This is a genomic window from Microbacterium sp. A8/3-1 (genome assembly GCF_040267695.1).
Lineage (GTDB): Bacteria > Actinomycetota > Actinomycetes > Actinomycetales > Microbacteriaceae > Microbacterium > Microbacterium luteolum.
In genome coordinates, this window is the sequence record NZ_CP158357.1 from 1,347,207 (window position 1) to 1,371,134 (window position 23,928).

General features: G+C 69.8%; 28 protein-coding genes and 1 pseudogene. 10 read left to right on the forward strand and 19 right to left on the reverse strand.

The annotated features are described in order from the left end of the window. Nucleotides 1-908 (forward strand): annotated as a pseudogene (locus ABS642_RS06695) (phosphotransferase). 7 nt (nucleotides 909-915) lie between these two features. On the opposite strand, the gene ABS642_RS06700 reads toward ABS642_RS06695, so the two are convergent. Genes ABS642_RS06700 through ABS642_RS06715 form a run of 4 tightly spaced genes read right to left on the reverse strand, consistent with a single transcriptional unit; the run spans nucleotide 916 to nucleotide 3,272 of the window. Further along, the gene (locus ABS642_RS06700) at nucleotides 916-1,302 is read right to left on the reverse strand and encodes a VOC family protein (RefSeq protein ID WP_350352709.1); all 387 of its coding nucleotides are present in this window, start codon (nucleotides 1,300-1,302) and stop codon (nucleotides 916-918) included. A gap of 16 nt (nucleotides 1,303-1,318) precedes the next feature. Then, entirely contained in the window at nucleotides 1,319-1,969 is a 651-nt protein-coding gene (locus ABS642_RS06705) for an alpha/beta family hydrolase (protein WP_350352710.1), read from the reverse strand. Continuing rightward, nucleotides 1,969-2,574 carry a DUF4870 domain-containing protein gene (locus ABS642_RS06710; protein ID WP_350352711.1) on the reverse strand — a complete coding sequence of 202 codons (606 nt, stop codon included), beginning with the start codon at nucleotides 2,572-2,574 and terminating at the stop codon, nucleotides 1,969-1,971. The genes ABS642_RS06705 and ABS642_RS06710 overlap by 1 nt, the downstream gene beginning before the upstream one ends. Further along, entirely contained in the window at nucleotides 2,571-3,272 is a 702-nt protein-coding gene (locus tag ABS642_RS06715; protein ID WP_350352712.1) for a general stress protein, read from the reverse strand. Before ABS642_RS06715 ends, ABS642_RS06710 begins: the two co-directional genes overlap by 4 nt. 85 nt (nucleotides 3,273-3,357) lie before the next feature. Here ABS642_RS06715 and ABS642_RS06720 point away from each other — a divergent pair, with 85 nt between their 5' ends. The 4 genes from ABS642_RS06720 to ABS642_RS06735 are packed head-to-tail and all read left to right on the forward strand — an operon-like array spanning nucleotide 3,358 to nucleotide 6,819. Beyond that, nucleotides 3,358-4,626: a CBS domain-containing protein gene (locus ABS642_RS06720; RefSeq protein WP_282213923.1), complete on the forward strand. Its 1,269-nt coding sequence runs from the start codon at nucleotides 3,358-3,360 to the stop codon at nucleotides 4,624-4,626. Beyond that, the gene (locus ABS642_RS06725) at nucleotides 4,626-5,168 is read left to right on the forward strand and encodes a DUF1003 domain-containing protein (RefSeq protein WP_350352713.1); all 543 of its coding nucleotides are present in this window, start codon (nucleotides 4,626-4,628) and stop codon (nucleotides 5,166-5,168) included. The genes ABS642_RS06720 and ABS642_RS06725 overlap by 1 nt, the downstream gene beginning before the upstream one ends. Next, nucleotides 5,165-6,286: an Mrp/NBP35 family ATP-binding protein gene (locus ABS642_RS06730; RefSeq protein ID WP_350352714.1), complete on the forward strand. Its 1,122-nt coding sequence runs from the start codon at nucleotides 5,165-5,167 to the stop codon at nucleotides 6,284-6,286. Before ABS642_RS06725 ends, ABS642_RS06730 begins: the two co-directional genes overlap by 4 nt. Nucleotides 6,287-6,324: 38 nt before the next feature. Beyond that, nucleotides 6,325-6,819, forward strand: coding sequence for a YcxB family protein (locus ABS642_RS06735; RefSeq protein WP_350352715.1), 495 nt, complete (start codon nucleotides 6,325-6,327; stop codon nucleotides 6,817-6,819). On the opposite strand, the gene ABS642_RS06740 is transcribed toward ABS642_RS06735, so the two are convergent. Beyond that, nucleotides 6,816-7,397 carry a hypothetical protein gene (locus ABS642_RS06740; RefSeq protein ID WP_282213927.1) on the reverse strand — a complete coding sequence of 194 codons (582 nt, stop codon included), beginning with the start codon at nucleotides 7,395-7,397 and terminating at the stop codon, nucleotides 6,816-6,818. The genes ABS642_RS06735 and ABS642_RS06740 overlap by 4 nt on opposite strands. Nucleotides 7,398-7,438: 41 nt before the next feature. Next, nucleotides 7,439-7,810 (reverse strand): twin-arginine translocase TatA/TatE family subunit, encoded by a 372-nt coding sequence (locus ABS642_RS06745; RefSeq protein ID WP_282213928.1) that lies wholly within the window; start codon nucleotides 7,808-7,810, stop codon nucleotides 7,439-7,441. A 90-nt stretch (nucleotides 7,811-7,900) separates the two neighbouring features. On the opposite strand from ABS642_RS06745, the gene ABS642_RS06750 reads away from it, so the two are divergent. Continuing rightward, nucleotides 7,901-8,539 (forward strand): class I SAM-dependent methyltransferase, encoded by a 639-nt coding sequence (locus tag ABS642_RS06750; RefSeq protein WP_282213929.1) that lies wholly within the window; start codon nucleotides 7,901-7,903, stop codon nucleotides 8,537-8,539. An 81-nt stretch (nucleotides 8,540-8,620) separates the two neighbouring features. Here ABS642_RS06750 and ABS642_RS06755 read toward each other — a convergent pair whose 3' ends face one another. The 3 genes from ABS642_RS06755 to dapE form a co-directional block, all read right to left on the reverse strand. After that, nucleotides 8,621-8,794: a DUF3117 domain-containing protein gene (locus ABS642_RS06755; protein ID WP_017203323.1), complete on the reverse strand. Its 174-nt coding sequence runs from the start codon at nucleotides 8,792-8,794 to the stop codon at nucleotides 8,621-8,623. A gap of 94 nt (nucleotides 8,795-8,888) precedes the next feature. After that, on the reverse strand, nucleotides 8,889-10,106 hold the full coding sequence (locus tag ABS642_RS06760; protein ID WP_350352716.1) for a hypothetical protein: 1,218 nt from the start codon (nucleotides 10,104-10,106) through the stop codon (nucleotides 8,889-8,891). Next, on the reverse strand, nucleotides 10,088-11,161 hold the full coding sequence (gene dapE, locus ABS642_RS06765) for a succinyl-diaminopimelate desuccinylase (RefSeq protein ID WP_350352717.1): 1,074 nt from the start codon (nucleotides 11,159-11,161) through the stop codon (nucleotides 10,088-10,090). The genes ABS642_RS06760 and dapE overlap by 19 nt, the downstream gene beginning before the upstream one ends. Nucleotides 11,162-11,227: 66 nt before the next feature. On the opposite strand from dapE, the gene dapD reads away from it, so the two are divergent. Together dapD and ABS642_RS06775 are read left to right on the forward strand one after the other, a co-directional pair. Then, nucleotides 11,228-12,181, forward strand: a complete 954-nt coding sequence (gene dapD, locus ABS642_RS06770; RefSeq protein WP_350352718.1) for a 2,3,4,5-tetrahydropyridine-2,6-dicarboxylate N-succinyltransferase — start codon at nucleotides 11,228-11,230, stop codon at nucleotides 12,179-12,181. A gap of 239 nt (nucleotides 12,182-12,420) precedes the next feature. Beyond that, nucleotides 12,421-13,794: a DEAD/DEAH box helicase gene (locus tag ABS642_RS06775; protein ID WP_350352719.1), complete on the forward strand. Its 1,374-nt coding sequence runs from the start codon at nucleotides 12,421-12,423 to the stop codon at nucleotides 13,792-13,794. Nucleotides 13,795-13,899: 105 nt separating this feature from the next. Here the strand turns inward: ABS642_RS06775 and ABS642_RS06780 are convergent, their stop codons facing one another. From ABS642_RS06780 to ABS642_RS06810, 7 genes are all read right to left on the reverse strand, one after another. Then, a complete protein-coding gene (locus tag ABS642_RS06780) occupies nucleotides 13,900-14,370 on the reverse strand; it encodes an SRPBCC family protein (protein ID WP_350352720.1) in 471 nt (156 codons plus the stop codon). 12 nt (nucleotides 14,371-14,382) lie between these two features. Continuing rightward, nucleotides 14,383-15,672 carry a citrate synthase gene (locus tag ABS642_RS06785; protein ID WP_282213934.1) on the reverse strand — a complete coding sequence of 430 codons (1,290 nt, stop codon included), beginning with the start codon at nucleotides 15,670-15,672 and terminating at the stop codon, nucleotides 14,383-14,385. Nucleotides 15,673-15,864: 192 nt separating this feature from the next. Further along, nucleotides 15,865-16,977 carry a succinyldiaminopimelate transaminase gene (gene dapC / locus ABS642_RS06790; protein WP_350352721.1) on the reverse strand — a complete coding sequence of 371 codons (1,113 nt, stop codon included), beginning with the start codon at nucleotides 16,975-16,977 and terminating at the stop codon, nucleotides 15,865-15,867. A gap of 9 nt (nucleotides 16,978-16,986) precedes the next feature. Continuing rightward, entirely contained in the window at nucleotides 16,987-17,307 is a 321-nt protein-coding gene (fdxA, locus tag ABS642_RS06795; RefSeq protein ID WP_282213936.1) for a ferredoxin, read from the reverse strand. 9 nt (nucleotides 17,308-17,316) lie between these two features. Beyond that, nucleotides 17,317-17,727 carry a histidinol dehydrogenase gene (locus tag ABS642_RS06800; protein WP_282213937.1) on the reverse strand — a complete coding sequence of 137 codons (411 nt, stop codon included), beginning with the start codon at nucleotides 17,725-17,727 and terminating at the stop codon, nucleotides 17,317-17,319. A 50-nt stretch (nucleotides 17,728-17,777) separates the two neighbouring features. After that, nucleotides 17,778-18,092 (reverse strand): AzlD domain-containing protein, encoded by a 315-nt coding sequence (locus tag ABS642_RS06805; protein WP_282213938.1) that lies wholly within the window; start codon nucleotides 18,090-18,092, stop codon nucleotides 17,778-17,780. Then, nucleotides 18,089-18,808, reverse strand: coding sequence for an AzlC family ABC transporter permease (locus tag ABS642_RS06810; protein ID WP_350352722.1), 720 nt, complete (start codon nucleotides 18,806-18,808; stop codon nucleotides 18,089-18,091). Before ABS642_RS06810 ends, ABS642_RS06805 begins: the two co-directional genes overlap by 4 nt. Before the next feature lie 101 nt (nucleotides 18,809-18,909). Here ABS642_RS06810 and ABS642_RS06815 point away from each other — a divergent pair, with 101 nt between their 5' ends. Next, nucleotides 18,910-19,458: an XRE family transcriptional regulator gene (locus tag ABS642_RS06815; protein WP_350352723.1), complete on the forward strand. Its 549-nt coding sequence runs from the start codon at nucleotides 18,910-18,912 to the stop codon at nucleotides 19,456-19,458. 2 nt (nucleotides 19,459-19,460) lie between these two features. Here ABS642_RS06815 and ABS642_RS06820 read toward each other — a convergent pair whose 3' ends face one another. Both ABS642_RS06820 and typA read right to left on the reverse strand, forming a co-directional pair. After that, complete coding sequence (locus ABS642_RS06820; protein ID WP_350352724.1) at nucleotides 19,461-20,339, reverse strand: phospholipase; 879 nt, start codon at nucleotides 20,337-20,339, stop codon at nucleotides 19,461-19,463. Nucleotides 20,340-20,530: 191 nt separating this feature from the next. Beyond that, on the reverse strand, nucleotides 20,531-22,444 hold the full coding sequence (typA, locus tag ABS642_RS06825) for a translational GTPase TypA (RefSeq protein ID WP_282213944.1): 1,914 nt from the start codon (nucleotides 22,442-22,444) through the stop codon (nucleotides 20,531-20,533). A gap of 102 nt (nucleotides 22,445-22,546) precedes the next feature. On the opposite strand from typA, the gene ABS642_RS06830 reads away from it, so the two are divergent. Beyond that, a complete protein-coding gene (locus tag ABS642_RS06830) occupies nucleotides 22,547-23,353 on the forward strand; it encodes a type II CAAX endopeptidase family protein (protein WP_350352725.1) in 807 nt (268 codons plus the stop codon). Between the two features lie 7 nt (nucleotides 23,354-23,360). On the opposite strand, the gene ABS642_RS06835 is transcribed toward ABS642_RS06830, so the two are convergent. Further along, nucleotides 23,361-23,927 (reverse strand): PH domain-containing protein, encoded by a 567-nt coding sequence (locus ABS642_RS06835; RefSeq protein WP_350352726.1) that lies wholly within the window; start codon nucleotides 23,925-23,927, stop codon nucleotides 23,361-23,363. Nucleotide 23,928: the final 1 nt, after the last annotated feature.

Below are 23,928 nucleotides of genomic sequence, written 5' to 3' on the forward strand. Positions count from 1 at the left end.
ATGCACGAGGGCGAGCTGTCGCTCGACGACGATCTCGCCGAGCGGCTGATCGCACAGCGCTTCCCGGAGCTGCGCGGTCGACCGCTGCGGCGCGTGCCCACGACCGGCACGGTGAACACCATCATCCGACTGGGCGATGACCTGGTCGCGCGGTTCCCGCTCCTCGGCGCGTCCGAGGCGGAACTGCGCGCCGAGGCCGACGCCATGGCCGAGCTGGCCGACGCCGGCCCGTTCCCCGCTGCGCGTCCCTACGGGGTCGCGAACGCCTCCGACGGTTTCGCTTCGGCGTGGTCGGTGCAGACGTGCTCGACGGCGAGGTGGCCGGGCACGGCCGGCACGCGGCATCCGCTTCTCTCGCCCGCGACCTCGTGACGCTCATCGCGGCGCTGCGGAGCGTCCCGGTCGGCGGACGCGTGTTCGACGGCGCCGGTCGCGGCGGTCATCTCCCCGATCACGACGAGTGGATCGCGGAGTGCCTCGCGCAGAGCGGACACCTGCTCGACACGCGTCGGGCTGCCGAGCTCTGGGCGTCGCTGCGCGTGCTGCCGGCAGCCGGGCCCGACGTCATGAGTCATCGCGACCTCACCCCGTTCAACCTGCTCGTCATCGGGCGCGACGGCGACGATCGGCTCGCCGGTGTCCTCGACGGCGGAAGCTTCGGACCGGCCGACCGGGCGCTCGACCTCGTCGCCGCGTGGCATCTGTTCGATGCTCCGCGCCGACGGATCCTGCGCGACGGCGTCGGCGCGGGCGATGTGGAGTGGCTGCGCGGAGCGGCATGGGCGTTCCAGCAGGCGATGGGTCTCATCTGGTACTACGAGGAGTCGAATCCGCCGATGAGCGCACTGGGCCTCTCGACGATGCGGCGGCTGCTGGAGGACGAAGAGCTGTCGGCGCTCCGCCCGTGAGGCGGCGTCACTCCGCGACGATCTCGACCTTGAATCCTTCGGCGTTCTCCAGCCAGCCGGCGTAGTGGTCGGGTCCGCCGGCGTGCGGATACCGATCTCCGTAGAGCGGCTGCCACCCATGGGCGGCGGCAACGGACATCATGGCGTCGACCTCGGTCCGGGATCCGCCCCAGAGTGCGAGGTGGTTCATGCCCGGTCGCCGTCGGTCGTGATCGACCGCCGACAGGTTCGGCGAGTTCGTCAGCGTCACGTAGGCGCCACCGGCGTCCCAGGTCCGACCGCCCGGCCACTCCCCTGTGCATTCCAGACCGAGCGAGGTGAACAGCCAGCTCCAGCCGTCGACGACCGCATCGAGGTCCGCCACCCAGATCTCGACGTGATGAATCCCCTTCATGACGGCTTCGACGCGCTCAGCGGCGCACGAACTCCGCGACGACCGGCGCGAGAGACGCACCGATCTCGGATGCCGGGCGCTTCCGCCCCTTCACCTCGAACGTGTGCCCGCCGCCCTCGATCCAGACGACCTCCGCGTTCTGACACGTCGCGACCGCATCCTCGAACTGGGAGATCGGCTGGATGAACTGGTCGTTCGTCCCCTCGACGAACAGCTGCGGCGCGCCGATGGTCGGAAGGTGCTCGATGCGCGGCTTCTCCGGTCTCCCTGGAGGATGCAACGGATACCCGAGATATGCGAGCCCTTCGACCTCCAGCCCCTCGGCGACGGCCATGGACGCCATACGTCCGCCGTAGGACTTCCCGGTCGCCCAGACGGACGCTTCGGGGTCGGCGGCGCGCGCGAAGCCGACGACCGCCTTCCAGGTCGCGATCGCGTGCGCCGCCGGTCCCGGCATCCGGCGACCCTGCTCGACGTACGGGAAGTTGAAGCGCAGGGTCGAGAAGCCGAGAGCGTCGAGCGCAGCCGTGAACCCCGTCAGGAACGGGTGATCCTTGCCGGTCCCTGCTCCGTGCGCGACGATCACCGTCACTCCGTTGTCGCCGGCGGACCAGTCCGCGGAGACCGTCGTGGGCCCGGACGGCAGTTCGACGGCGATCTCGACCATCAGGCGCGGAGGAAGGGGATCGCGAACGGCACCCGCATGACCTTGCCCGAAGACGCCCGCACGGTGCCGATGATCACGATCACCAGGTGCGCGAGCGACAGCGCGAAGTACACGGTGATCGGGATGCCGAGCGGGTAGAAGCCCGTCGTCGGCGACTGCGACGTGAGGACGAACAGCAGCACGAAGTGCAGGATGAGCAGGAGCGTGGACACCATCAGGTAGGTGAGTCCCCAGTTCCGTGCCGCCCGCGCGTTCTCGCGCGCCGTGCCGCCGGCGCGGAGAGACGATCCGCCGCTCACCGCCATCGCGATTCCGGAGGCGAGACCGCCGGCGAACGGGAACGGGATGACGATCAGGAACCCGAGCACCCAGGGCAGCAGGCCACGGGGCGGAACCGCCGCCGGGTAGGCGGGGTACGCCGGGGCGGGATACCCCACGGGCGCACCCGGTGCGGGGTAGGCCTGTACGGGCTGAGCAGGTGCACCGTAGACCGGCGCGGGTGGCACCGGCATCTGAGCCGGGGCGGCCGTCGGCGCAGGAGGAGCCTGAGGCGGAGGCGGAGGCGGCGCGAACTCACCCGGAGCCTGGGGATCCTGTCCGCTCATCGAGCGCCGTCCTGCGGGCCCTCGACGTCGGTGGCGACACCGGGCTCATCGACCGGACCCGGCGCGGGCGGCTCGGGAGTGGTTCCCTCGGGCTGCGGAACGGGATCGGCCGGGCGCGGCGGGATCACGGGCTCCGGGGACGACTCCGGCGCCGGCACCGGTGCACCCGCGGGGATCCGCTCGCCGTACCGGGGCGGCTCGTCGAGGTTCACCGGCGGCCTGACCGGGGCGACATGCGCCGACCCGAGCACCTGACGGGCCTTGGACAGCGACGTGGGCAGCACGGTGACCTCGTAGTGGTCGGCGGCGAACTGCGTGACGCTCGCGAAGTCGCGGCGACGGCGCACGATCGCATAGGTCACGAGGCTCAGCAGCATCCCCACGGCCACGCCGATGAAGACGAAGCCGACGAACAGCTGGATCGGCACCTCGGGGTTGCCGAGCACGAGGATCGCGGAGAGGAACAGTCCGAGCAGCACACCGTTGATCGCGCCGGAGCGGGCGGCCGCGGCGTAGCCGAGCTTCCCGGTGACTCTCTCGATGGTGCGCACGCTCTGCCCGACGATGGCGATGTCCCGCGCGGGCACCTCCCCCGCGATCAGCTTCGACACCGTCTTCTGCGCGCTCTCGTAGTCGCGCGTCGACGCGACCATCTCGCCGGTCTCGGTACCGTTCACAGGACGGTTCAGCATGCTCATCCGGCCATTCTTTCACGCCCTGCCATCCCGGGCCCGTGTGTGCAACCCTCCGGCGCCCTGAGGGCCCGCGCACTACGCTGGGGAGGTGAGCACACAAAGGGTTTTCGCCGCGCGCCTGGCAGGTTGCGCCGTCTTCGACCCCCAGGGCGATCGGCTCGGCAAAGTCCGCGACGTCGTCATCGTGTACCGAAGTACCGCCGCTCCCCGCGTCATCGGACTGGTGGTCGAGATCCCCGGCCGCCGACAGGTCTTCCTGTCGATCGGGCGGGTCACGTCGATCCGCGCCGGCCAGGTCATCACCACCGGCCTCATCAACGTGCGACGGTTCTCGCCCCGCGCCGGTGAAGTGCGCATCCTCGCGGAGATGCTCGGGCGACGGATGACGTTCGCCGACGGCAGCGGTACAGCCGTCATCGAAGACGTCGCGATCGAGCCGAACCGCCTCGGCGAATGGGCCGTGAGCCAACTCTTCCTCCGCCGCCCGAAGACCAGCGCCTCGCCGTTCGCCAAGGGCCCGACGACCTTCGCCGCGTGGAGCGAGGTCGCCGAGAAGGTCGCACCCGGCGAGTCGCAGTCCGCCGAGCAGCTGGTCGCGTCGTATGCCGAGCTGCACGCCGCCGACCTCGCCAACACCCTCTTGGATCTGCCGCAGAAGCGCATGATCGAGGTCGCCGAAGAGCTCTCCGACGACCGGCTCGCCGATGCCCTGGAAGAGATGCCCGAAGACGATCAGGTGCACATCCTCGATTGGCTGGGCGACGAGCGCGCCGCGGACATCCTCGACCAGATGGAACCGGACGACGCCGCCGACCTCCTGGCCCAGCTGCCTCCCAAGCGGCTCGAGCAGCTGCTCGAGCTGATGGAGCCGGAAGAGGCCGAAGACGTCAGGATGCTGTTGCGCTACGGCCCGGACACCGCCGGTGGTCTGATGACTCCGGAGCCCATCATCCTCTCGGCGGATGCCACGGTGGCCGAGGCACTCGCGCTGATCCGTCGCCATGAGCTGCACCCTGCCCTCGCGTCTGCGGTGTTCGTCACGCTCCCGCCGTTCGAGACGCCGACCGGTCGCCTGCTCGGCATGGTGCATTTCCAGCGGATGCTGCGCTACCCGCCGCACGAGCGTCTCGGCGGGATCATGGACGACAGTCTCGAGCCGGTGCCCGCGAACGCGTCCGCCGCCGAGGTCGCGCGTCTCCTGGCGAGCTACGACCTCGTCTCGCTTCCCGTCGTCGATGCCGCGCGTCGCCTCGTCGGCGCGGTCAGCATCGATGATGTGCTCGACTACCTGTTGCCGGACGACTGGCGCTCGCATGACAGCGACGAGACCGCGACGCCCGCGAAGGAGGTGCGCTGATGGCACGGTCTCCGCGCCTCGACGCGCCCCTCGGCCGGGGCACCACGCGCGCACGCCCCACCTCGCGCGACCGCTTCGGCCGGTTCACCGAATGGGTCGCCCGGGCGATGGGGACCCCCGCGTTCCTGTTGATGCTCACGCTGTTCTGCGTGGCCTGGATCCTCTGGAACACGCTGACGCCCGATCATCTGCGATTCGACGATGCGGCTCTGGGCTTCACCGCGCTCACCCTCATGCTCTCGCTGCAGGCCTCGTACGCCGCTCCCCTGATCCTGCTCGCGCAGAACCGCCAGGACGACCGCGACCGGGTGCAGATCGAGCAGGACCGTCAGCGCGCGGAACGCAACCTCGCCGACACCGAGTACCTCGCCCGTGAGATCGTCGCGCTGCGGATGGCGCTCGAGGAGCGCAACACGCAGCTCGTCACCCGCGATGTGCTGCGGAACGAGCTGAAGGCTCTGCTCGCGGAGCTCGAGACCGCCGATGAGAAGCACGGCGAGAAGCTCGGCGCCGAGAAGCACACCGGCGGCGCCGCCTCATGACAGCGGTCGACAGAGTCCGCGCCGCCGTGGCCGCGGTCACGGATCCGGAGCTGCGCCGTCCGATCGGCGACCTCGACATGGTGCGCGAGATCGAGGTGGACGGCGATCTGGCGCGGGTCGGGATCGTGCTCACGATCGTCGGCTGTCCCGCGGCGGCGCGCATCGAATCGGATGTGCGACAGGCCGCGGCATCCGTTCCGGGCATCTCAGCCGTCGAGGTCGCGGTCGGCGTGATGACGCCCGCCGAGCGCAAGGCGCTGACCGAGAAGCTCCGCGAGGGACGGCCGGCGAGGCAGATGCCGTTCGGCCCCGAGTCGCTCACCCGGGTCATCCTCGTCTCCAGCGGCAAGGGCGGAGTGGGCAAGTCGACGGTCACCGCGAACCTCGCCGTCGCCCTCGCCGACCAGGGACTGTCCGTCGGACTCGTGGATGCCGACGTGCACGGATTCTCGATCCCCGGCCTGCTCGGCATCCCCGCGGGGACCCAGCCCACGCGCATCGACGATCTCATGCTGCCGCCGGTCGCCCACGGCGTGAAGACGATCTCGATCGGCATGTTCCTCCGCGACGGGGAGGCCGTGGTCGCCTGGCGAGGACCGATGCTGCACCGGACGGTCTCGCAGTTCCTCACCGACGTCTTCTTCGGCGATCTCGACATCCTCCTGATCGACATGCCCCCGGGCACGGGCGACATCGCGATCTCGATCGGGCAGCTGCTGCCGCACGCCGAGGTGCTCGTGGTCACGACGCCGCAGGCCGCGGCATCCGACGTCGCCATCCGCAGCGGCCTCGTGGCCCGGCAGACCGGGCAGCGCGTGATCGGGGTCGTCGAGAACATGGCCGCGTACACCCTCCCCGACGGTACCGTCGTCGACCTGTTCGGCTCCGGCGGCGGCGAGGCCGTGGCCGCGGCGCTGTCGGACGGCGGCGACGCCGTGGCACTGCTGGCCTCGATCCCGCTGAGCCCGGCGCTCCGCGAGGGCGGCGACGTCGGCATCCCGATCGTCACCACGGAGTCGACGGATGCCGCCGCCACCACGATCCGTGCCCTGGCACGCTCCCTCGCCGGTCAGGGCCGCGGTCTCTCCGGACGATCCCTGCCGGTGTCGATCGGCTGAGCCACCGACGACCGGAGGCCCCGTGGGAGAATGGGACGATGCCCCCTCGCTCCCTCACGATCGATCAGAGCCTGCTCCGACGGATGGCGCGCGATGCGGCCGTCTACTCGCTCACACGCCCGGTCGCGATCGTCATGTGGGTCGCACTGGCAGCCGCCCTCGGGATCAGCATCCTGAATCTGTCGGGACGGGTCGCCGCCGGCCAGGACGACGGCGGTCTCGCGGCGTGGATGCCGCCGCTGGTCATCGCCCTCGCCGTCGTCGCGATCGTCATGTCCATCTCGAGCGCCCGTCACGCCGTGCGCGCCGCCATGCCGCCGGCGACCGTCGTGTGGGTATCGCTGGAGGACGAGGTGCTGCAGGTGGGTAGCGGCGATCGCCGCTCGACCATCGCCTACAGCACGTTCCAGAGCATCAGGGTGGGCACCGATGCCGTGCTGCTGAAGGTGCGCGACGCGTCGGTCGCGACGGCCATCCCCCGCGCACTGCTGAGCGACGACGACGTCGCCGCCCTGCGCGCGAAGATCGCCTAGGCCACCGGGTCCCCGGTGCGACGCGCTGTTCGGCGCGATACCGCGAGGCGGATCAGCACGATGATCGTCACGCCGACCGCGAACGGCGGGAGGAAGACCGCGCCGAACGACAGCATCGTCCCGACGGGGTAGTCGGCGTTGCCTCCGCGACCGAGCCCGATGCTCCCGCCTCCGAACGAGTCGCCCGCGATCAGGAAGGCTCCGTCATAGATGTCGAGCGAATCCGTGCAGCGGACCTCGTGAGCGCCCGCCGTCGAGGCCGTGAACTGCGTGATCTGCTCGAACCCCGCCTTCGGCGTCATCCACCAGAGAGTGCTGCTCCAGTCGAGCGCTGGCGCCCCGCGCTGCGCCACGGCTCCTCCGTCCGGTGCGGTGACGACGCAGTCCAGGGTGCCGAGGCTCGCGGAGACTCCCTGCGCCCAGACGCCCGCGCGTTGGTCCGCGCCGAGCTCGACGACGATCGCGTCACCGAGCGGGCGGGGCTCCGCACGGTCGACCGACGCGACGATGGGGAGGACCCAGAGCACCCAGATCAGCGCGCCGCCGACGCCGCCGAGGACCGCGGCGGCCACCGCCACGCGAAGACGAGTCGCCGGGTGAATGCGCGACCCCGCCGGCCTCACGTGGATTCGGGGTCGTACGGCGGCCGGTTCTCGGCGCTGAACTCCTGCGGGGCGCGCGGCGCCACGGGCTCGGCGATGGTGGCTCGCGCCTTCGTCGCGGCAGCGGGCTGCGGCTCCTCCAGCAGCGCATCGCGGATGATGCGACGCGGATCGTACTGCCGCGGATCGAGCTTGCGCCAGTCGACGTCATCGAGCTCGGGGCCCATCTCCTGACGCATCTTCGACTTCGTGTCGCGCACGTACTCGCCGACCTTGCGGACCATGCGCGAGAATCCCTCGGCAGCCCGCGGAAGACGTTCCGGACCGATGATGAGGACCGCGATGAGGCCGATCAGCAGCAGCTTCTCGAAAGTGAGCCCGAACGTCATCTCTACAGGCTACCGCCGCGCCTGCACTGCCCGCGCACACCGAACGAATACGCTGAGAACAATCACAGTGCAAGCACGGAAAGGCAGGCCATGAGCGAGCACGAAGCGAACGCGCGTTTCCTTCGCGAGTCCATCATCGAGCCGGATGCCATCGCGCGCGCCCGAGCCCATGCCGTCGAGCTGGGCGCGGCGCCTGTCAGCGCCGTCGTCGGGTCGCAGCTCGCCGTGATCGCCGCCGCGACCGCCGCGCGATCGATCGTCGAGATCGGTACCGGTGCCGGCGTCTCGGGACTGTGGCTGCTGCGCGGAGCACCCCAGGCCGTGCTGACCTCGATCGACAACGAGCCGGAGCATCTCGCCGCGGCCCGTCAGGCCTTCTCCGATGCGAAGGTTCCGTCGACGAAGGCCCGTTTCATCACCGGACGCGCCTCCGACGTGCTCCCCCGCATGAACGAGGCCTCCTACGACATCGTGCTCGTCGACGCCGACCCCGAGAACGTGATCGAGTACGTCGAGCACGGTCTGCGGCTCGTCCGCGCCGGTGGCATCGTGCTCGTTCCCCGCGTGCTCGGTGGCGGCCGTGTGGCCGACCCGGTGCAGCGCGACGAGGTCACCGCCGCGTACCGCTCACTCGTCCAGGAGACGCAGGAGTCGTCGGCCGTTCTCGCGACCGTCTCCCCCGCGGGCGAAGGCCTCCTTCAGCTGGTCAGCCTCGCCGACCGCAGCTGAGCCGCGCCCGCAACGAGAAAGAGGGCGACGGATCCGAAGATCCATCGCCCTCGAAGATCCGCAGAGCGGATCCTGGGTCTATCAGGCCGGTGCCACGACGGCGGCCAGCACGTCGTGAAGTTCCTTGGCCTCGGCGTCGTTCACGGAGACGACCAGACGGCCGCCACCTTCGAGCGGAACGCGCACGATGATGAGTCGCCCTTCTTTCACGGCCTCCATGGGTCCGTCTCCGGTCCTCGGCTTCATCGCTGCCATCGTGGCTCCTTTTCCTCGGTGGTATGAGATGAGTTTATCGGGTGTAACCGGTGCCTGGACGTCACCTGTGAAGAAAAGCGACGCACGTTCACTTTCAGGGCACCTGCCAGAAGGTGTTCCCGAGGGCGTACATGGGGAAGATCCAGGCCCATTGGCCGACCAGGCAGAGGGTCAGTACACCGCCTCGCCACCACCGCGACCGAGGCACTGCGACCGCTCCCCACATCGGACTCAGCGGCAGCAGCAGTCGGAACGTGCTCGACTGCGGGAAGAACACCGCGAGCAGATACAGCAGATAGCTCGCGCTCCACAGCCGTATGTCCGCTCCCAACGCTCGCACCTGCGGGAGATACAGCAGCGCGGCTCCGGCCACGACGGTGAGCAGAGCCAGTGCGACCGGCCCCGCCCAGGTCGGCAGGCCCCACAGCCCGAACCAGAACTGCGACGCCTGGATCCATCCCTCGAACGGCACGAACCCCTCGACGCCGCCGGCGATCCAGTGCCGCCGCCATGCGAGCTCCGTGGCGAGGTAGGCGCCGGGATCGCCCGTGATGATGCCGGCGATCAGCTGCCAGGCGAAGCCGGTCGCCGTGGCGAGGGCGCCGAGCGCGACGATGTGCGCGATCTCCCGGCGGGTGAGCGGATCTTCGCGGCGGCGCACCCACCGGACGATGCCGTGCAGTCCGATGTAGAGCGCGAAGGCGAGGATGCCCGGCCGCGTGAAGGCCATCACCGGGATGAGCACGTAGAGCCAGGCATACTGCCGGCGTGTCATCGCGTCGAGAGCCAGGAACAGCAGCAGGAGGAACAACGTCTCCGCGTAGCCGACCTGGAACATCGCGGCGAGCGGACCCGCGGCGAAGAACACCACGGCCCAGGTCGCCGCGGAGACTCCGATGCGATCACGGAGAAGCCGGTGCAGCGCCAGACAGGCGAGGTAGCCGGCCACGAAGGAGAGCAGGAAGGCTCCGGCGCCCCAGGAGCCGAACACGAACCCGAGCGCCTTGGCCGCATAGGCGAACACCGGCATGAACGCCCAGGCGTTCTCCGCGACATCGCCGGTATCCGTCATCGGAAGCTCCGCCGGATACCCGCTCTCGGCGACCAGCCAGTACCACTGCGCATCCCAGCCGAGCACGAAGTCGATCAGCCCGGCCCCCGCTCCGAAGCGCGACAGCGACGTCGAGAGAGTGGCCGCCGCGATGAGGAAGCCAGTCGTGACGATGCGCGCGGCGAGATAGATGACGGCGATGCGCAGCGCGAGCGGCGCCTGCGCCCAGCGACGGGCGACGCTCAGTGCGAGGTGAGCCATGCGCGCAGGCCCCGCTCCACGGCGTCGATCTGCGCCAGGGGCACGCGCTCCTCGTCGTGATGCGCGAGGTGGGGGTCACCGGGGCCGTAGTTCACCGCGGGGATGCCGAGAGCCGAGAAGCGCGCGACATCGGTCCAGCCGTACTTCGGCCGAGGCTCGGCGCCGACGGCGGCGACGAACTGCTGCGCGATCGGGGCGTCGAGCCCGGGGCGGGCTCCCTCCGCGGCATCCGTGATCTCGACGTCGAACCCGGCGAGCACGCCGCGCACATGCGCCTCGGCGTCGGCCGCCGACTTGCTCGGAGCGAAGCGATAGTTCACCTCGACCTCGCACGCGTCGGGGATCACGTTGCCGGCGACGCCGCCGGTGATCCGGACCGCACTCAGGCTCTCGCGGTACAGGAGCCCGTCGACGGGCACCTCCTTGGCCCGGTACTCGGCGAGGCGGGCGAGGATCGGCGCTGCGCGGTGGATCGCGTTCTCGCCGATCCAGGCGCGAGCGGCGTGCGCACGCACGCCGGTGGTGCGCACGATCGCACGCAGCGTGCCGTTGCACCCGCCCTCGACCTCGCCGTTGGACGGTTCGCCCAGGATGGCGAAGTCCGCCTGGAACAGCTCGGGACGCACAGCGGCGAGCAGCCCGAGGCCGTTCTTGGAAGCCTCGACCTCCTCGTTGTCGTACCACATCCAGGTGATGTCGATCGCGGGATCGGTGAGCTCGGCGGCCAGCTTGAGCTGCACGGCGGTGCCGGCCTTCATGTCGACCGTGCCGCGCCCCCACAGATAGGGGACGCCGTCGATCTCGATGTCGCGCGTGGGGACGTTCACGTTGATCGGCACGGTGTCGATATGCCCGGCGATCGCGACGCGCTGCGCCCGGCCGAGGTTCGTGCGCGCGACGATCGTGTTGCCGTGGCGGATCACCTCCAGGTGCGCGAGCGGCGCGACGGCCGCCTCGATCGCGTCCGCCAGGGTCTTCTCGTCGCCCGAGACGCTCGGGATGTCGCAGAGAGCGCGGGTGAGTTCCACGGAGGACGCGGTCAGATCGAGCAGCATGTCCACCAGCCTACTTACACCGTCATGCGTGACGTCGTCGCTCGGCGGGCGCGATAGCGTGGAAGCATGAGTGAATCGCGCAGCGTGTGGGGCATCGGACTGACCACGATCGCCGGAGACGGCACGGTGCTCGACGCGTGGTACCCCGAGGTCGGCGTCGGAGCGCCGTCTGCGGGCGATGCAGCCGCCGCGGTCGCGACCTGGGAGGCCCTCACCGGCCCCGATGACCGACGCAACGTCACGGTCGAGGTCGTCCAGCTCCAGATCGACCTCGACGAGGCCCCGGCCTCCACGGCTGACGCCTACCTGCGCCTGCACGCCCTCTCGCACCTCGTCGTGCGCCCGAACGACCTCAACCTCGACGGCATCTTCGGCCACCTTCCGAACGTGGCGTGGACGAACGCCGGCCCCGTGCACCCCGCGGATGCGGCCCGCCTGCGCCCGCTGCTGCAGCGCGCCGGCATCCAGGTGCAGGGTCTCGACAAGTTCCCCCGCCTGACCGACTACGTGCAGCCCGCCGGCGTGCGGATCGCCGATGCGTCGCGCGTGCGCCTCGGGGCGTACCTCTCCCCCGGCACGACCGTCATGCACGAGGGCTTCGTCAACTTCAACGCCGGCACCCTGGGCGCCTCGATGGTCGAGGGACGCATCTCGCAGGGCGTCGTCGTGGGCGACGGCAGCGACATCGGGGGCGGTTCGTCGATCATGGGCACGCTGTCCGGTGGCGGGACGCATCGCGTCTCGATCGGGGCGAGGACCCTCCTCGGCGCCAACGCGGGCATCGGCATCTCCCTCGGCGACGACTGCGTGGTCGAGGCGGGGCTCTACGTCACCGCCGGCACGAAGATCGTGCTCGTCGACGGCCCGCAGACCGCCGACGGCGGACGCACCACCGTGAAGGGCGCCGAGCTGTCCGGTCAGGACGGGCTCCTCTTCCGCCGCAACTCGCTCAGCGGCGCGGTCGAAGCGGTGCGCCGTGCGGGCATCGGCGTGACGTTGAACGAGGCCCTGCACGCCTGACATCCGCACCACGCCGACGGTGCCGACCGCGCGTGGCGGGCCGGCACTCAGGTTGTGCGTGATAGTGTCGGCATGACGCCCCTCGCAGTGCGAGACGTCTGCGTCGTCGACACGCTCCCGCGCCACTAGCCTGGTTCTGGCCATTTCGAACGGCGAAACGATGCGCGATCCCGCGCCGTCGCCCACCTTCCGCACCCGGCCCTGATGGTTCGTGCGTGCACTCTCGGAGATATACCCCTATGACTTCCTTCCTCGATCTCGGCGTGCCCGCCGACCTCGCCGCCGTCCTCTCCAAGGACGGCAAGACCGAGGCGTTCGCGATTCAGCGCGACACGCTTCCCGATTCCCTCGCCGGCCGTGACCTGCTCGGCCGCGGCCGCACCGGCAGCGGCAAGACCATCGCCTTCGCACTCCCCCTCGTCGCCCGCATCGCGGCGTCGTCGCGCAAGAGCCGTCCCGGCCACCCGCGTGGCCTCGTGCTCGCGCCGACCCGTGAGCTCGCCACCCAGATCGCCGCGACCATCGCACCGCTCGCCGAGGCCAAGGGCCTGCGCGTCACCACCGTGTTCGGCGGCGTCAGCCAGCGTCCGCAGGAGCAGGCCATGCGCAACGGCGTCGACATCGTCGTGGCATGCCCCGGCCGCCTCGAAGACCTCATGAAGCAGCGCGTCGTGCAGCTCGACGCCGTCGAGGTGACCGTTCTCGACGAGGCCGATCACATGGCCGACCTGGGCTTCCTGCCCGGCGTCACCCGCATCCTCACCGCGACCCCGGCCGGCGGACAGCGTCTGCTGTTCAGCGCGACCCTGGACCGCGGCATCGACACCCTCGCCCGCCGCTTCCTCTCGAACGCCGTGAGCCACGAGGTCGACGAGGAGAGCGTGCCGGTCGGCGAGATGACCCACCGCGTGCTGGTCGTGGACTCGACGGACAACAAGACCGCTCTCGTCCGCGACCTTGCCTCGGGCACCGGTCGCCGCATCCTCTTCACGCGCACCAAGCACCAGGCGAAGAAGCTCGCCAAGCAGCTGACCGCGGCCGGCATCCCGGCCGTCGATCTGCACGGCAACCTGTCCCAGAACGCGCGTGAGCGCAACCTGAGCGCTTTCTCGACCGCTCCCGACGAGGGCGGCGTGCGCGTGCTCGTCGCCACCGACGTCGCGGCCCGCGGCGTGCACGTCGACAACGTCGACCTGGTCGTCCACGTCGACCCGCCCGTCGAGCACAAGGCGTACCTGCACCGTTCCGGTCGCACCGCCCGTGCCGGCGCCGCAGGAACCGTCGTCACGGTCGTGCTCCCCGAGCAGCGCCGCGACGTCAAGGACCTGCTGCGCAAGGCTGCGATCGACGCACCGCTCGAGAACGCGACGCAGGATGCCATCACCGGTCTCGTGCCCGAGCGCGCGGCTCACGTGCGCCCGGCGCCCGTGCAGGCGACGCAGCCGCAGCGTCAGGCCAAGCAGCGCCCGGCCGGCGGAGAGCGTGCCGGAGCATCCACTCCCCCCGCTCGTCGCCGTGGTCCCCGCTCGGGTCAGGGCGGCCAGGGCGGTGCGGCTCGTCAGGGCGGCGCCGCACGCCAGGGCCAGGGTGGCCGCGGCTACCAGGGACGCTGAATCTCTTACATCTGATCCGCTCGCAGATCAGATGATGCGAAAGGTCGCCGCGCATTCGTGCCGGCGGCCTTTTTCGTCACCTCGGCGTGCCCAGGCGTCTGGCCGTCAGGTCCGCACCGCGTCCAGCACGACCGGGTCGGAGCATCCGCGGACGAACCCGGCAAGCCGGCGCCGGATCTCGAAGCCGAGGACCCGCGCACCGATCCACTCGGCGAGGGGTGCGAGCCAGGCCGGCCGGCACGAGAAGTTGTACTTCCACACCGCCAGGGCGCCCTCGGGCACCGCGGTGAACCGCCAGCCGCCACCGAGTTTCTCGAAGAACCACGGTCCGGTCTCCATCACCATGCCGACGTTCGTCGGCGGCGCGTACGAGACGTAGCTGCTCACCATCGCGAAGCCGAAGCGCTGCCGGGTGAAGGTGCGCACGCCCTTGGCCGGAGCATCCGCCTCATCGAGGAAATGCTGTTCGCTGATGAACGGGTCCCAGCGTCGACGGATCGCTCCCGTCGTCTGCGAGACGGCGAAGGCGGTCGCCGGGTCGACCGGGACGACGGCTTCGGCGCTGACGACGGGCATCGGACGCCGGTGTCAGCGGGTCTGGAACGTGCGCTCCGGAGACCCCGTGTACAGCTGCTGCGGGCGACCGATCTTCGTCTGCGGGTCGAGCTGCAGCTCGCGGTACTGCGCGAGCCACCCCGGCAGGCGGCCGATGGCGAAGAGCACCGTGAACATGCGGGTCGGGAAGCCCATCGCCTTGTAGATCACGCCGGTGTAGAAGTCGACGTTGGGGTACAGGCGACGCTCGCGGAAGTAGTCGTCGGCGAGAGCGAGCTCCTCGAGCTCCTTCGCGAGGTCCAGCAGCGGGTCGGTCACACCGAGCGAGGCGAGCACCTCGTCGGCCGCCTCCTTGACGAGCTTGGCGCGCGGGTCGTAGTTCTTGTAGACCCGGTGCCCGAAGCCCATCAGCTTCACGCCCTCTTCCTTGTTCTTCACCCGTTCGACGAAGCGCGACACGCTCTGTCCGGAGTCGCGGATCTGGCCGAGCATGCTGAGCACGGCCTCGTTGGCGCCACCGTGCAGCGGGCCGGAGAGGGCCTGGATGCCGGCCGAGATCGAGGCGAACTGGTTCGCACCGGTGGAACCCACAAGACGGACGGTCGAGGTGGACGCGTTCTGCTCGTGGTCCTCGTGCAGGATGAGAAGCAGCTCGAGAGCCTTCGACATGACGGGGTTGATCTCGTACGGCTCCGACAGCACACCGAAGTTCAGCTTCAGGAAGTTGTCCACGAAGCTCAGCGAGTTGTCGGGGTACAGGAAGGCCTGGCCGACGCTCTTCTTGTGCGCGTACGCCGCGATCACCGGAAGCTTCGCGAGCATGCGGATCATGTTCAGCTCGACGTGCTCGGGGTTGTGCGGGTCGGTCTGGCCCTCGTAGTAGGTCGAGAGCGCGGCGACCGCGGACGACAGCACCGACATGGGGTGCGCGGTGTGCGGAAGAGCGGAGAAGAAGCGCTTGAGGTCTTCGTGCAGCAGCGTGTGACGACGGATCTTCTCGTCGAACTCCGCGAGCTCCGACGCCGACGGCAGCTCGCCGTAGATGAGGAGCCAGGCGACCTCGAGGTAGCTCGTGGTGTTGGCCAGCTGCTCGATCGGATACCCGCGGTAGCGCAGGATGCCCTTGTCGCCGTCGATGAACGTGATGTCCGACTTGGTCGAGGCGGTGTTGACGAAGCCGTAGTCCAGACCCGTGTAGCCGGTCTGCCGGGTCAGGGTCGAGAAGTCGATGCTGTCGTGGCCTGCCGTGCCGCGCACCAGCGGGAATTCGGCGGTCGTGTCGCCGATCGTCAGCTTCGCCGTCTGGTCTGCCGCTGCGCTCACGCGGACCTCCTCCTGGTGTCCGACCCCCGCTTGTCGCGTCGGTGTCGGACAAGATCTTGATCAAGCCGGAACTGGCGATCTCACGGCGCTGAGGCACCAGGTCGGCACCCGACCGAATCGCCTTTACAGCCTAGTAGGCATGCAGGCCTACTGTGACATCCACCAAACAGACGGCTCGTCTGACGAGGGAATCTACAGCTTTCCTTCATGAAGGCGTCGTGCGGCCTCCAGGACACGGTCGGTCGCGGCCGTCAGCGCCAGCCGGACGTGCTGACCGGATGCCGCGCCGTAGAACGGCCCCGGCCCCGCGAGGATGCCGAGATCGGCGAGCCGCCCCATCGACTCCCAGGCGTCCCGTCCCTCGGTCGCCCAGAGGTACAGCCCGGCCTCGGAGCCGTCGATGCGGAAGCCCGCCGCCTCGAGCGCAGGACGCAGGGCGTCGCGCCGCGCGCGGTACAGCTCCTTCTGGACCGCGACGTGCTCGTCGTCGCCGAGAGCCACGGTCATGGCGTGCTGCACGGGCGCGGGCGGCATCAGCCCGAGGTGCTTGCGTGCCGTGAGAAGGTCGCCGACGATGTGGGCGCAGCCGGCGACGAAAGCCGCGCGGTAGCCGGCGAGGTTCGACTGCTTGCTGAGCGAGTACACGCTGAGCAGGTTCGACCGTCGCCCGCCGGTCACGCGCGGGTCGAGGATGGACGGAATGGACTCGGTCGCCCACGGTACGTCCCAGCCGAGTTCGGCATAGCACTCGTCGCTCGCGAGCACTGCGCCGAGCTCGCGTGCCCGCCGGACCGCGGCTGCCAGCTCGTCGACGGTCCAGGTGCGGCCGTCGGGGTTGCCCGGCGTGTTGATCCAGATGAGCTTGGCACCCTCGGGCCACTCCGCGGGATCGTCTGCGGCGACCGGCTCGGCACCGACGACGCGGGCGCCGACCTCGTAGGTCGGGTAGGCGACGCGCGGATGCACGACGATGTCGCCCGCGCCGAGCCCGAGGAGCGTCGGCAGCAGGGCGACCAGCTCCTTGGAGCCGATCGTCGGGAGCACGTTGTCGACCGTGAGGTCAGGGACACCGCGGCGACGCGCATACCAGGCGACGATGGCTTCGCGGAGGCTGGGCGTGCCGAGCGTCTGCGGATACGCGTGCGCGTCGGTCGCCTCGGCCAGCGCGCGGCGGATGATCTCCGGCGTCGGATCGACGGGAGAGCCGACGGAGAGATCGACGAGCCCCAAAGGATGCTGGACGGCTCGCTCGCGGAACGGCACCACGGCGTCCCACGGGTAGTCGGCGAGGTCGCGGACGCTCACGGGCGGCGCCTACTCGCCCTGAGGAGGCAGGGCGGCGATGACCGGGTGGTCGAACGTGTAGACGCCGACCTTGGCGGCGCCGCCGGGCGAGCCGATCTCGTCGAAGAACTCGACGTTGGCCTTGTAGTAGTCCTGCCACTCGTCGGGCAGGTCGTCCTCGTAGTAGATCGCCTCGACGGGACACACCGGTTCACAGGCGCCGCAGTCCACGCACTCGTCCGGGTGGATGTACAACGAGCGTTCACCCTCGTAGATGCAGTCAACGGGGCACTCGTCGATGCAGGCGCGATCCTTGACATCGACGCACGGGAGGGCGATCACATACGTCACTCCCCCAGTCTACGACTCGCGGACGGCCGCTTCCTCCGCAGAGGGGGTCTCCGTGCGCACGGGGAGCCGCGAGAGCGACGGCCAGGCGACGACCAGGAGCACGAGTCCGGCGACCAGGTAGGTCCAGATCCGTCCGGCGAGCGAGTCGGCCACGACGACGGATCCGCCCGGACCGACACCGGAGATCAGCACCAGCATCCCGATCATGCCGAGACCGGCGGCGACGGCGGCGCCCCGGTCGTGGGTGAGCGCGCGGACGGCGATGAGGATCGCCGCGCAGGCGATCGCGCCGACGATGAGTCCGACCGGGATCGGTCCCCACATCAGGCTGTGTCCGATCGTCCCGGCGACGCCGTAGACGCCGCCCACCAGGGCGGCCGCGACCCACGACAGGACTCTCGACAACCAGCTCACACGCACCCGTCGATCCTACCGGCGGGGGGCTGTGCATCCGGGGTGCGGCCTCGGGTTCACGCCGCGAGGCCGAAGAGCCGCAGGAGCGCCGCGACGAGTGCCGCCGCCACGACGACCACGAGGAACGACTGACGCAGCCAGAGCAGACCGCCGGCGACCAGCAGCGCAGGCACGCGGGCATCCACCGTGATCGCCTGGCCGTCGCCGAGCGTCTGCACGGCCACGAGCGCGGCGAGCAGCGCGACGGTCAGCAGGTCCGAGATCCGTGCGGGCCGAGGCGCTTCGAGCACCTTGGGCGGGACGAGGTACCCGACCGCCTTCAGTGCGAGGCAGATCAGGGCGGCCAGGAGGATGGCGCTCCACAGGCTCACGATTCGGCCTCCGTTCCGGCATCCGTCGCGGATTCCTGCTGCGGATCGCGTCCGAGCCAGTTGAACCAGCCGACCAGGATGGCGACCAGGGCGGCGACCAGCACCGGCAGCCCCGGCATGAGGAAGGGCGTCAGCGCCGCCGCGACGACGGCGGCCGCGACACCGACGGCGATCGCTTGGCGCTGCTCGAGCCGTGGCCAGAGCAGGGCGAGGAAGGCCGCCGCGGCCGCCGCGTCCAGTCCCCAGGTCTTGGGGTCGCCGAGCACATCGCCCACGAGAGCGCCGATCAGCGTCGTGATGTTCCACCCGACGAAGATGCCGATGCCCGTCACCCAGAAGCCGACCTGGCGAAGGCGCGGGACGGTCTGCGAGATCGCCACAGCCGTCGACTCGTCGATCGTGAAATGCGCTGCGGCGGCGCGACGCACGGGTCCGCCTCCGACGATGGGCGACATGCGCATGCCGTAGGCGACATTGCGCACCCCGAGCAGCGCCGCGGAGGCGACGGCCGAGGGCAGCGCCGCCAGCCCGCCTGCCGTGAAGACACCGACGAACGCGAACTGCGATCCGCCCGTGAACATCAGCAGACTCAGGACACAGGTCTGCCAGACGTCGAGACCGGATGCCACCGCCAACGCGCCGAACGAGATGCCGTAGGCGCTCGTCGCGAGCACGACGCCGAGAGCCTCGCGCCAGACCTCACGCTCGGCGGTCATCGCACCGATCCGCCGTCGTTCGATCTAATGAACACATGCCTATCATTCTGAACAACGGCACGTGCATAGTCAAGCGAACGATCGTTTGACATGATGAACACATGGAGGATCTCCGCACACGCATCTCCCGCACGCTCCGCCGCGAGCGCGAGGCCATCGGCCTCTCGGTCTCCGAGCTCGCCCGGCGCGCCGGCGTGTCCAAGGCGACCGTCTCACAGCTGGAGAGCGGGGCGGGAAACCCGAGCGTCGAGACTCTCTGGGCCCTCGGCGTCGCTCTCGGCGTTCCGTTCGCGGTGCTGGTCGACCAGCAGGCCAACGCACCGACACTGATCCGCGCCGACGAGCTCGCCGGCGTTCCGTCGTCAGCCTCGGCCTACAGCGCGACGCTGCTCTCGGCCAGCCCTCCCGGCGCCCGGCGCGACGTCTACCTGATCCAGGCGGAGCCGGGCGACCCCCGGGTGTCCGACCCGCACCACGCGGGGACGATCGAGCACGTCATCCTGATCGCCGGGCAGGCGCAGGTCGGCCCGGTGGCCGAGCCGATCCTGCTGGGCCCCGGCGACTACCTGACGTACGCCGGCGACGCGCCCCACATCTTCGAGGCGACCGCCACCGGCACCAGCGCCGTGCTCATCTCCGAGCTGCGCTGAGCTCAGTACCAGTTGGTGGCCTGCGAGTGTCCCCAGGCGCTGCAGGGAGTGCCGTAGACGGACGAGATGTAGCCGAGACCCCAGGCGATCTGGGTCGTGGCGTTGGTCTCCCAGTCGCTGCCCTCCGACGCCATCTTGCTGCCGGGGAGAGCCTGCGGGATGCCCGTGGCGCCGCTGGGGTTGTACGCCTGGTAATTCCAGCCGGACTCCTTGGTCCACAGCGAATCCAGGCAGGAGAACTGGTCCCCGCCCCAGCCGTAGCGGCTCGACATCATCTGCTGCGCGGTGGCCTTCGCGCCGTCGACCGTGTTCGCGGAGGCCAGCGCGACGGCGGCGGCCTCTGCTTCGGCGGCTGCCGCGGCGGCGGCGTCATCCGCGGCCTTCTTCTCCTGGGCGGCGGTGAGCGCGCCCTGCAGCGCCACGGTCGCCGTGGCGAGCGTCGTCGTCTCGGCTTCCACCTCGCCCGCGAGCACCGTGACGACGAGGGGCGACATCGCGTCGCGGTCCTCGAGCGCGTCGATGTCGTCCTGCAGCTCGGACACATCGACGGGCGGCGCGGCGCTCACGTCGAGACCGGACGCGGCCACGTCGTACGTCAGGGCCTGTGCGGCGAGCACGGCATCCTTCGCATCGACCAGCGGCATGGCCGCGTCGTCCGCGACCTTCGCGTGGGGCTCGGCACCGGCGACCAGCTGCGCGACGGCTGCGGTCGCATCCGGCATCTCGGAGCCGGAGGCGGGAACCGACACGATGCCGGCGGTGAGGGTGATGCCGAGGAGTGTGGCGGCCGCGGTCCCGAGGATCATCATCGGACGGCGGGTCGTGGCGCGGGCGTTCGCCGCGTCGGAGGCGCGCCGAAGCGCACGGGTTTCATGGAGCATGGTTCGACTTTCGGGTCGTCGTACGCCCATACAGGAGACTCATCGGGAGCTCGTCCCAGGCGCAAGTGTTCGAGCCTGCCATGCCTTCCTGAACGAAAATTGTGCCTCATCTGGGATTTACATGAGAAGAGGGCCCCGCACGCGCCTTTCGGCGGTGCGAGGCCCTCTGCAGAGCATCCTCGAGACGAGGGTCAGGCGTTCGCGTCCTGACGCTTGATGCGGGCCGTCTCGCGAGCGCGGGTGTTCTGATCGAGGTTCACCTTGCGGATGCGCACGACCTCCGGCGTCACCTCGACGCACTCGTCGTCACGGGCGAACTCGAGGCTCTCCTCCAGCGTCAGCTGACGCGGCGGGGTCATCGACTCGAACGTGTCGGAGCTCGCTGCACGCATGTTGGTGAGCTTCTTCTCCTTGGTGATGTTCACGTCCATGTCGTCGGCGCGCGAGTTCTCGCCGATGACCATGCCCTCGTAGACCTCCTGCGTGGGCTGCACGAAGAACGACATGCGCTCCTGCAGGGCGATCATCGCGAACGGGGTGACGACACCCTGGCGGTCGGCGACGATCGAGCCGTTCTGGCGCGTCGTGATGTGTCCGGCCCACGGCTCGTAGCCGTGCGAGATCGCGTTGGCGATACCGGTGCCACGGGTCGTGGTGAGGAACTCGCTGCGGAAGCCGATGAGGCCGCGCGACGGGACGATGAACTCCATGCGCACCCAGCCGGTGCCGTGGTTCGTCATGTTCTCCATGCGACCCTTGCGGCCCGCGAGCAGCTGCGTGATCGCGCCGAGGTGCTCCTCCGGCGTGTCGATCGTGAGGTGCTCGAACGGCTCGTTCGTCTTGCCGTCGATCTGCTTCGTGACCACCTGGGGCTTGCCCACCGTGAGCTCGAAGCCCTCGCGGCGCATGTTCTCGACGAGGATCGCGAGCGCGAGCTCGCCGCGTCCCTGCACCTCCCAGGCGTCGGGGCGTCCGATGTCGACGACCTTGAGCGACACGTTGCCGATGAGCTCGCGGTCGAGGCGGTCCTTGACCATGCGGGCGGTCAGCTTGTGTCCCTTGACCTTGCCCATGAGGGGCGAGGTGTTCGTGCCGATCGTCATCGAGATGGCGGGGTCGTCGACCGTGATCGCGGGAAGCGGGCGGACATCCTCGGGGTCGGCGATGGTCTCGCCGATGGTGATGTCCTCGAAGCCGGCGATGGCGACGATGTCGCCGGGTGCCGCGGACTCCGCCGGGTAGCGCTCGAGGGCGCGGGTCTTCAGGAGCTCGGTGATGCGGGCGTTCTGGTGCGTGCCGTCGGCGCGGACCCAGGCGACCGTCTGGCCCTTCTTCAGCGTGCCGTTGAAGACGCGCAGCAGCGCGAGGCGGCCGAGGAACGGGCTCGAGTCGAGGTTCGTGACCCACGCCTGGAGCGGAGCCTCGTCGTCGTAGGACGGGGCCGGGATGTGCTCGAGGATCGCGCCGAAGAGCGGCTCCAGGTCTTCGTTGTCGGGCAGAGTGCCGTTCTCCGGGCGGTTGAGCGAGGCGGCCCCGTTACGGCCGGATGCGTACACGATCGGCACGTCGAGCAGCGCGTCGACGTCGAGGTCGGGCACGTCGTCGACGAGGTCGGACGCGAGACCCAGGAGCAGATCGTGGGCCTCCTCCTCGACCTCGGCGATGCGGGCATCGGGACGGTCTGTCTTGTTGACCAGGAGGATGACGGGCAGCTTCGCCTCGAGCGCCTTGCGAAGCACGAAGCGTGTCTGCGGGAGCGGGCCCTCGCTGGCGTCGACGAGCAGCACGACGCCGTCGACCATGGAGAGGCCGCGCTCGACCTCGCCGCCGAAGTCGGCGTGACCGGGGGTGTCGATGACATTGATCGTCACCTCGCCGTCGGTGGCGTGCACGCCCTTGTAGGTGATCGCCGTGTTCTTGGCGAGGATCGTGATGCCCTTCTCGCGCTCGAGGTCGTTCGAGTCCATGGCGCGATCATCGACGTGGGCGTGTTCGCCGAAGGAGCCCGTCTGACGCAGCATGGCGTCGACGAGAGTGGTCTTGCCGTGGTCGACGTGCGCGACGATTGCGACGTTGCGGAGGTCAGAGCGGAGGGCGTGCGCCATGCAGAAGTCCTAAAGAGGTGTGGGATTGCGCCGGGAAGCCGACGTTCCAGGATAACGCAACCTGAGGGTCGGTTCCTGAGCGGAGGTCGTAGCATCAGGATCGTGACTTCCCGACCCGCCTCGGACCCCCTCCCCTGGGGCTCTCCCGCGCCCTCCCGCAGCCGGCTCTGGTGGGAGATCGCGATCGTCCTCGCGCTGGGCCTCGGCCAGTCCGCGGTGTACGCGATCATGCAGCTGGCCTACCGTCTCACGGATGAGACACCGCTGGCAGATCAGACCGCGACGCTCAACCCCTCGCGCAGCGACCGCGAGATCTTCGACCTCATCTACCAGGTGCTGTCGATCGGATTCTCGCTCGTGCCGGTGGTGCTGGTGTGCTTCCTGCTCTGGCAGTCTCGACGTCCGCACCTGGAGAGGCTCGGACTGGACGGCACTCGGGTCGCAGCGGATGCCGGACGCGGCATCCTCCTCGTCGTCGCCATCGGCGTCCCCGGACTCGCCCTCTATATCGCCGGACGCGCCTCCGGACTCTTCGTCGCCGTGAACCCGGCGGGACTCGACACGCACTGGTGGACCGTGCCCGTCCTGCTGCTCGCCGCCGCGCGGGCGTCGCTGCAGGAGGAGTTCGTCGTGCTCGGATACCTCTTCGCCCGCCTGAAGCAGCTCGGTTGGAGCGCCTGGACGATCATCGTGTCCACCTCGGTGCTGCGTGCGAGCTATCACCTGTACCAGGGGCCCGGCGCGTTCATCGGGAACCTGGCCATGGGACTGCTGTTCGGCTGGCTCTTCCAGCGCAGCGGCCGCCTGCTGCCGTTCCTCGTCGCGCACTTCCTGATCGACGCGACGGTCTTCGTCGGCTACCCCTGGGCAGCCGCGACCTGGCCCGACCTGTTCGGACTGCCGAGCTGAGACGCGGTCAGCCGGCGTTCGCGATGAGGATCGCGGCGACCGCCCACCCGACGATCACGGCGAGGGCGATGATCGCCGGGCCGTCCCAGCTCCGACGGATCGGCGCATCGGCGGCGAGATCGGCCGCCTCCCAGCGGTCGCGGATGTCGGTCAGGTCGCGGAGGCTGCTCGGGGCTTTCCGCTCCTCGTCCTGCCGACCCACCGTGCGCCGCTGCCGCGCCCTGGCCGGGCCGCCGTAGCACGTGACATCGGTGCCGTCGTCGAGCGAGAAGACGAGCTGCCAGCGAAGATCGATGTCCCGCACACGACGCCACCCGAAGGTCGTGCGTCGCAGCATGTTCTGCACGGTCCCTCCCGCGTCATCGATGCGGACGAACGAGACGAAGGCGACCTCGTACACCACCCACAGGCCGAGGAGGATCCAGGGCGCGAGCAGCAGCATCGGCCCCCAGCCGGCGCGCAGCACGGCATCGCCGAGCAGGAACAGCGCGAGCAGCGCGCAGATGACGAGGAAGACAGGACCGGAGGCCGCACGGAAAGTCCGTGCGGCCTCCGGTCGTGGATCCGTCGGCACG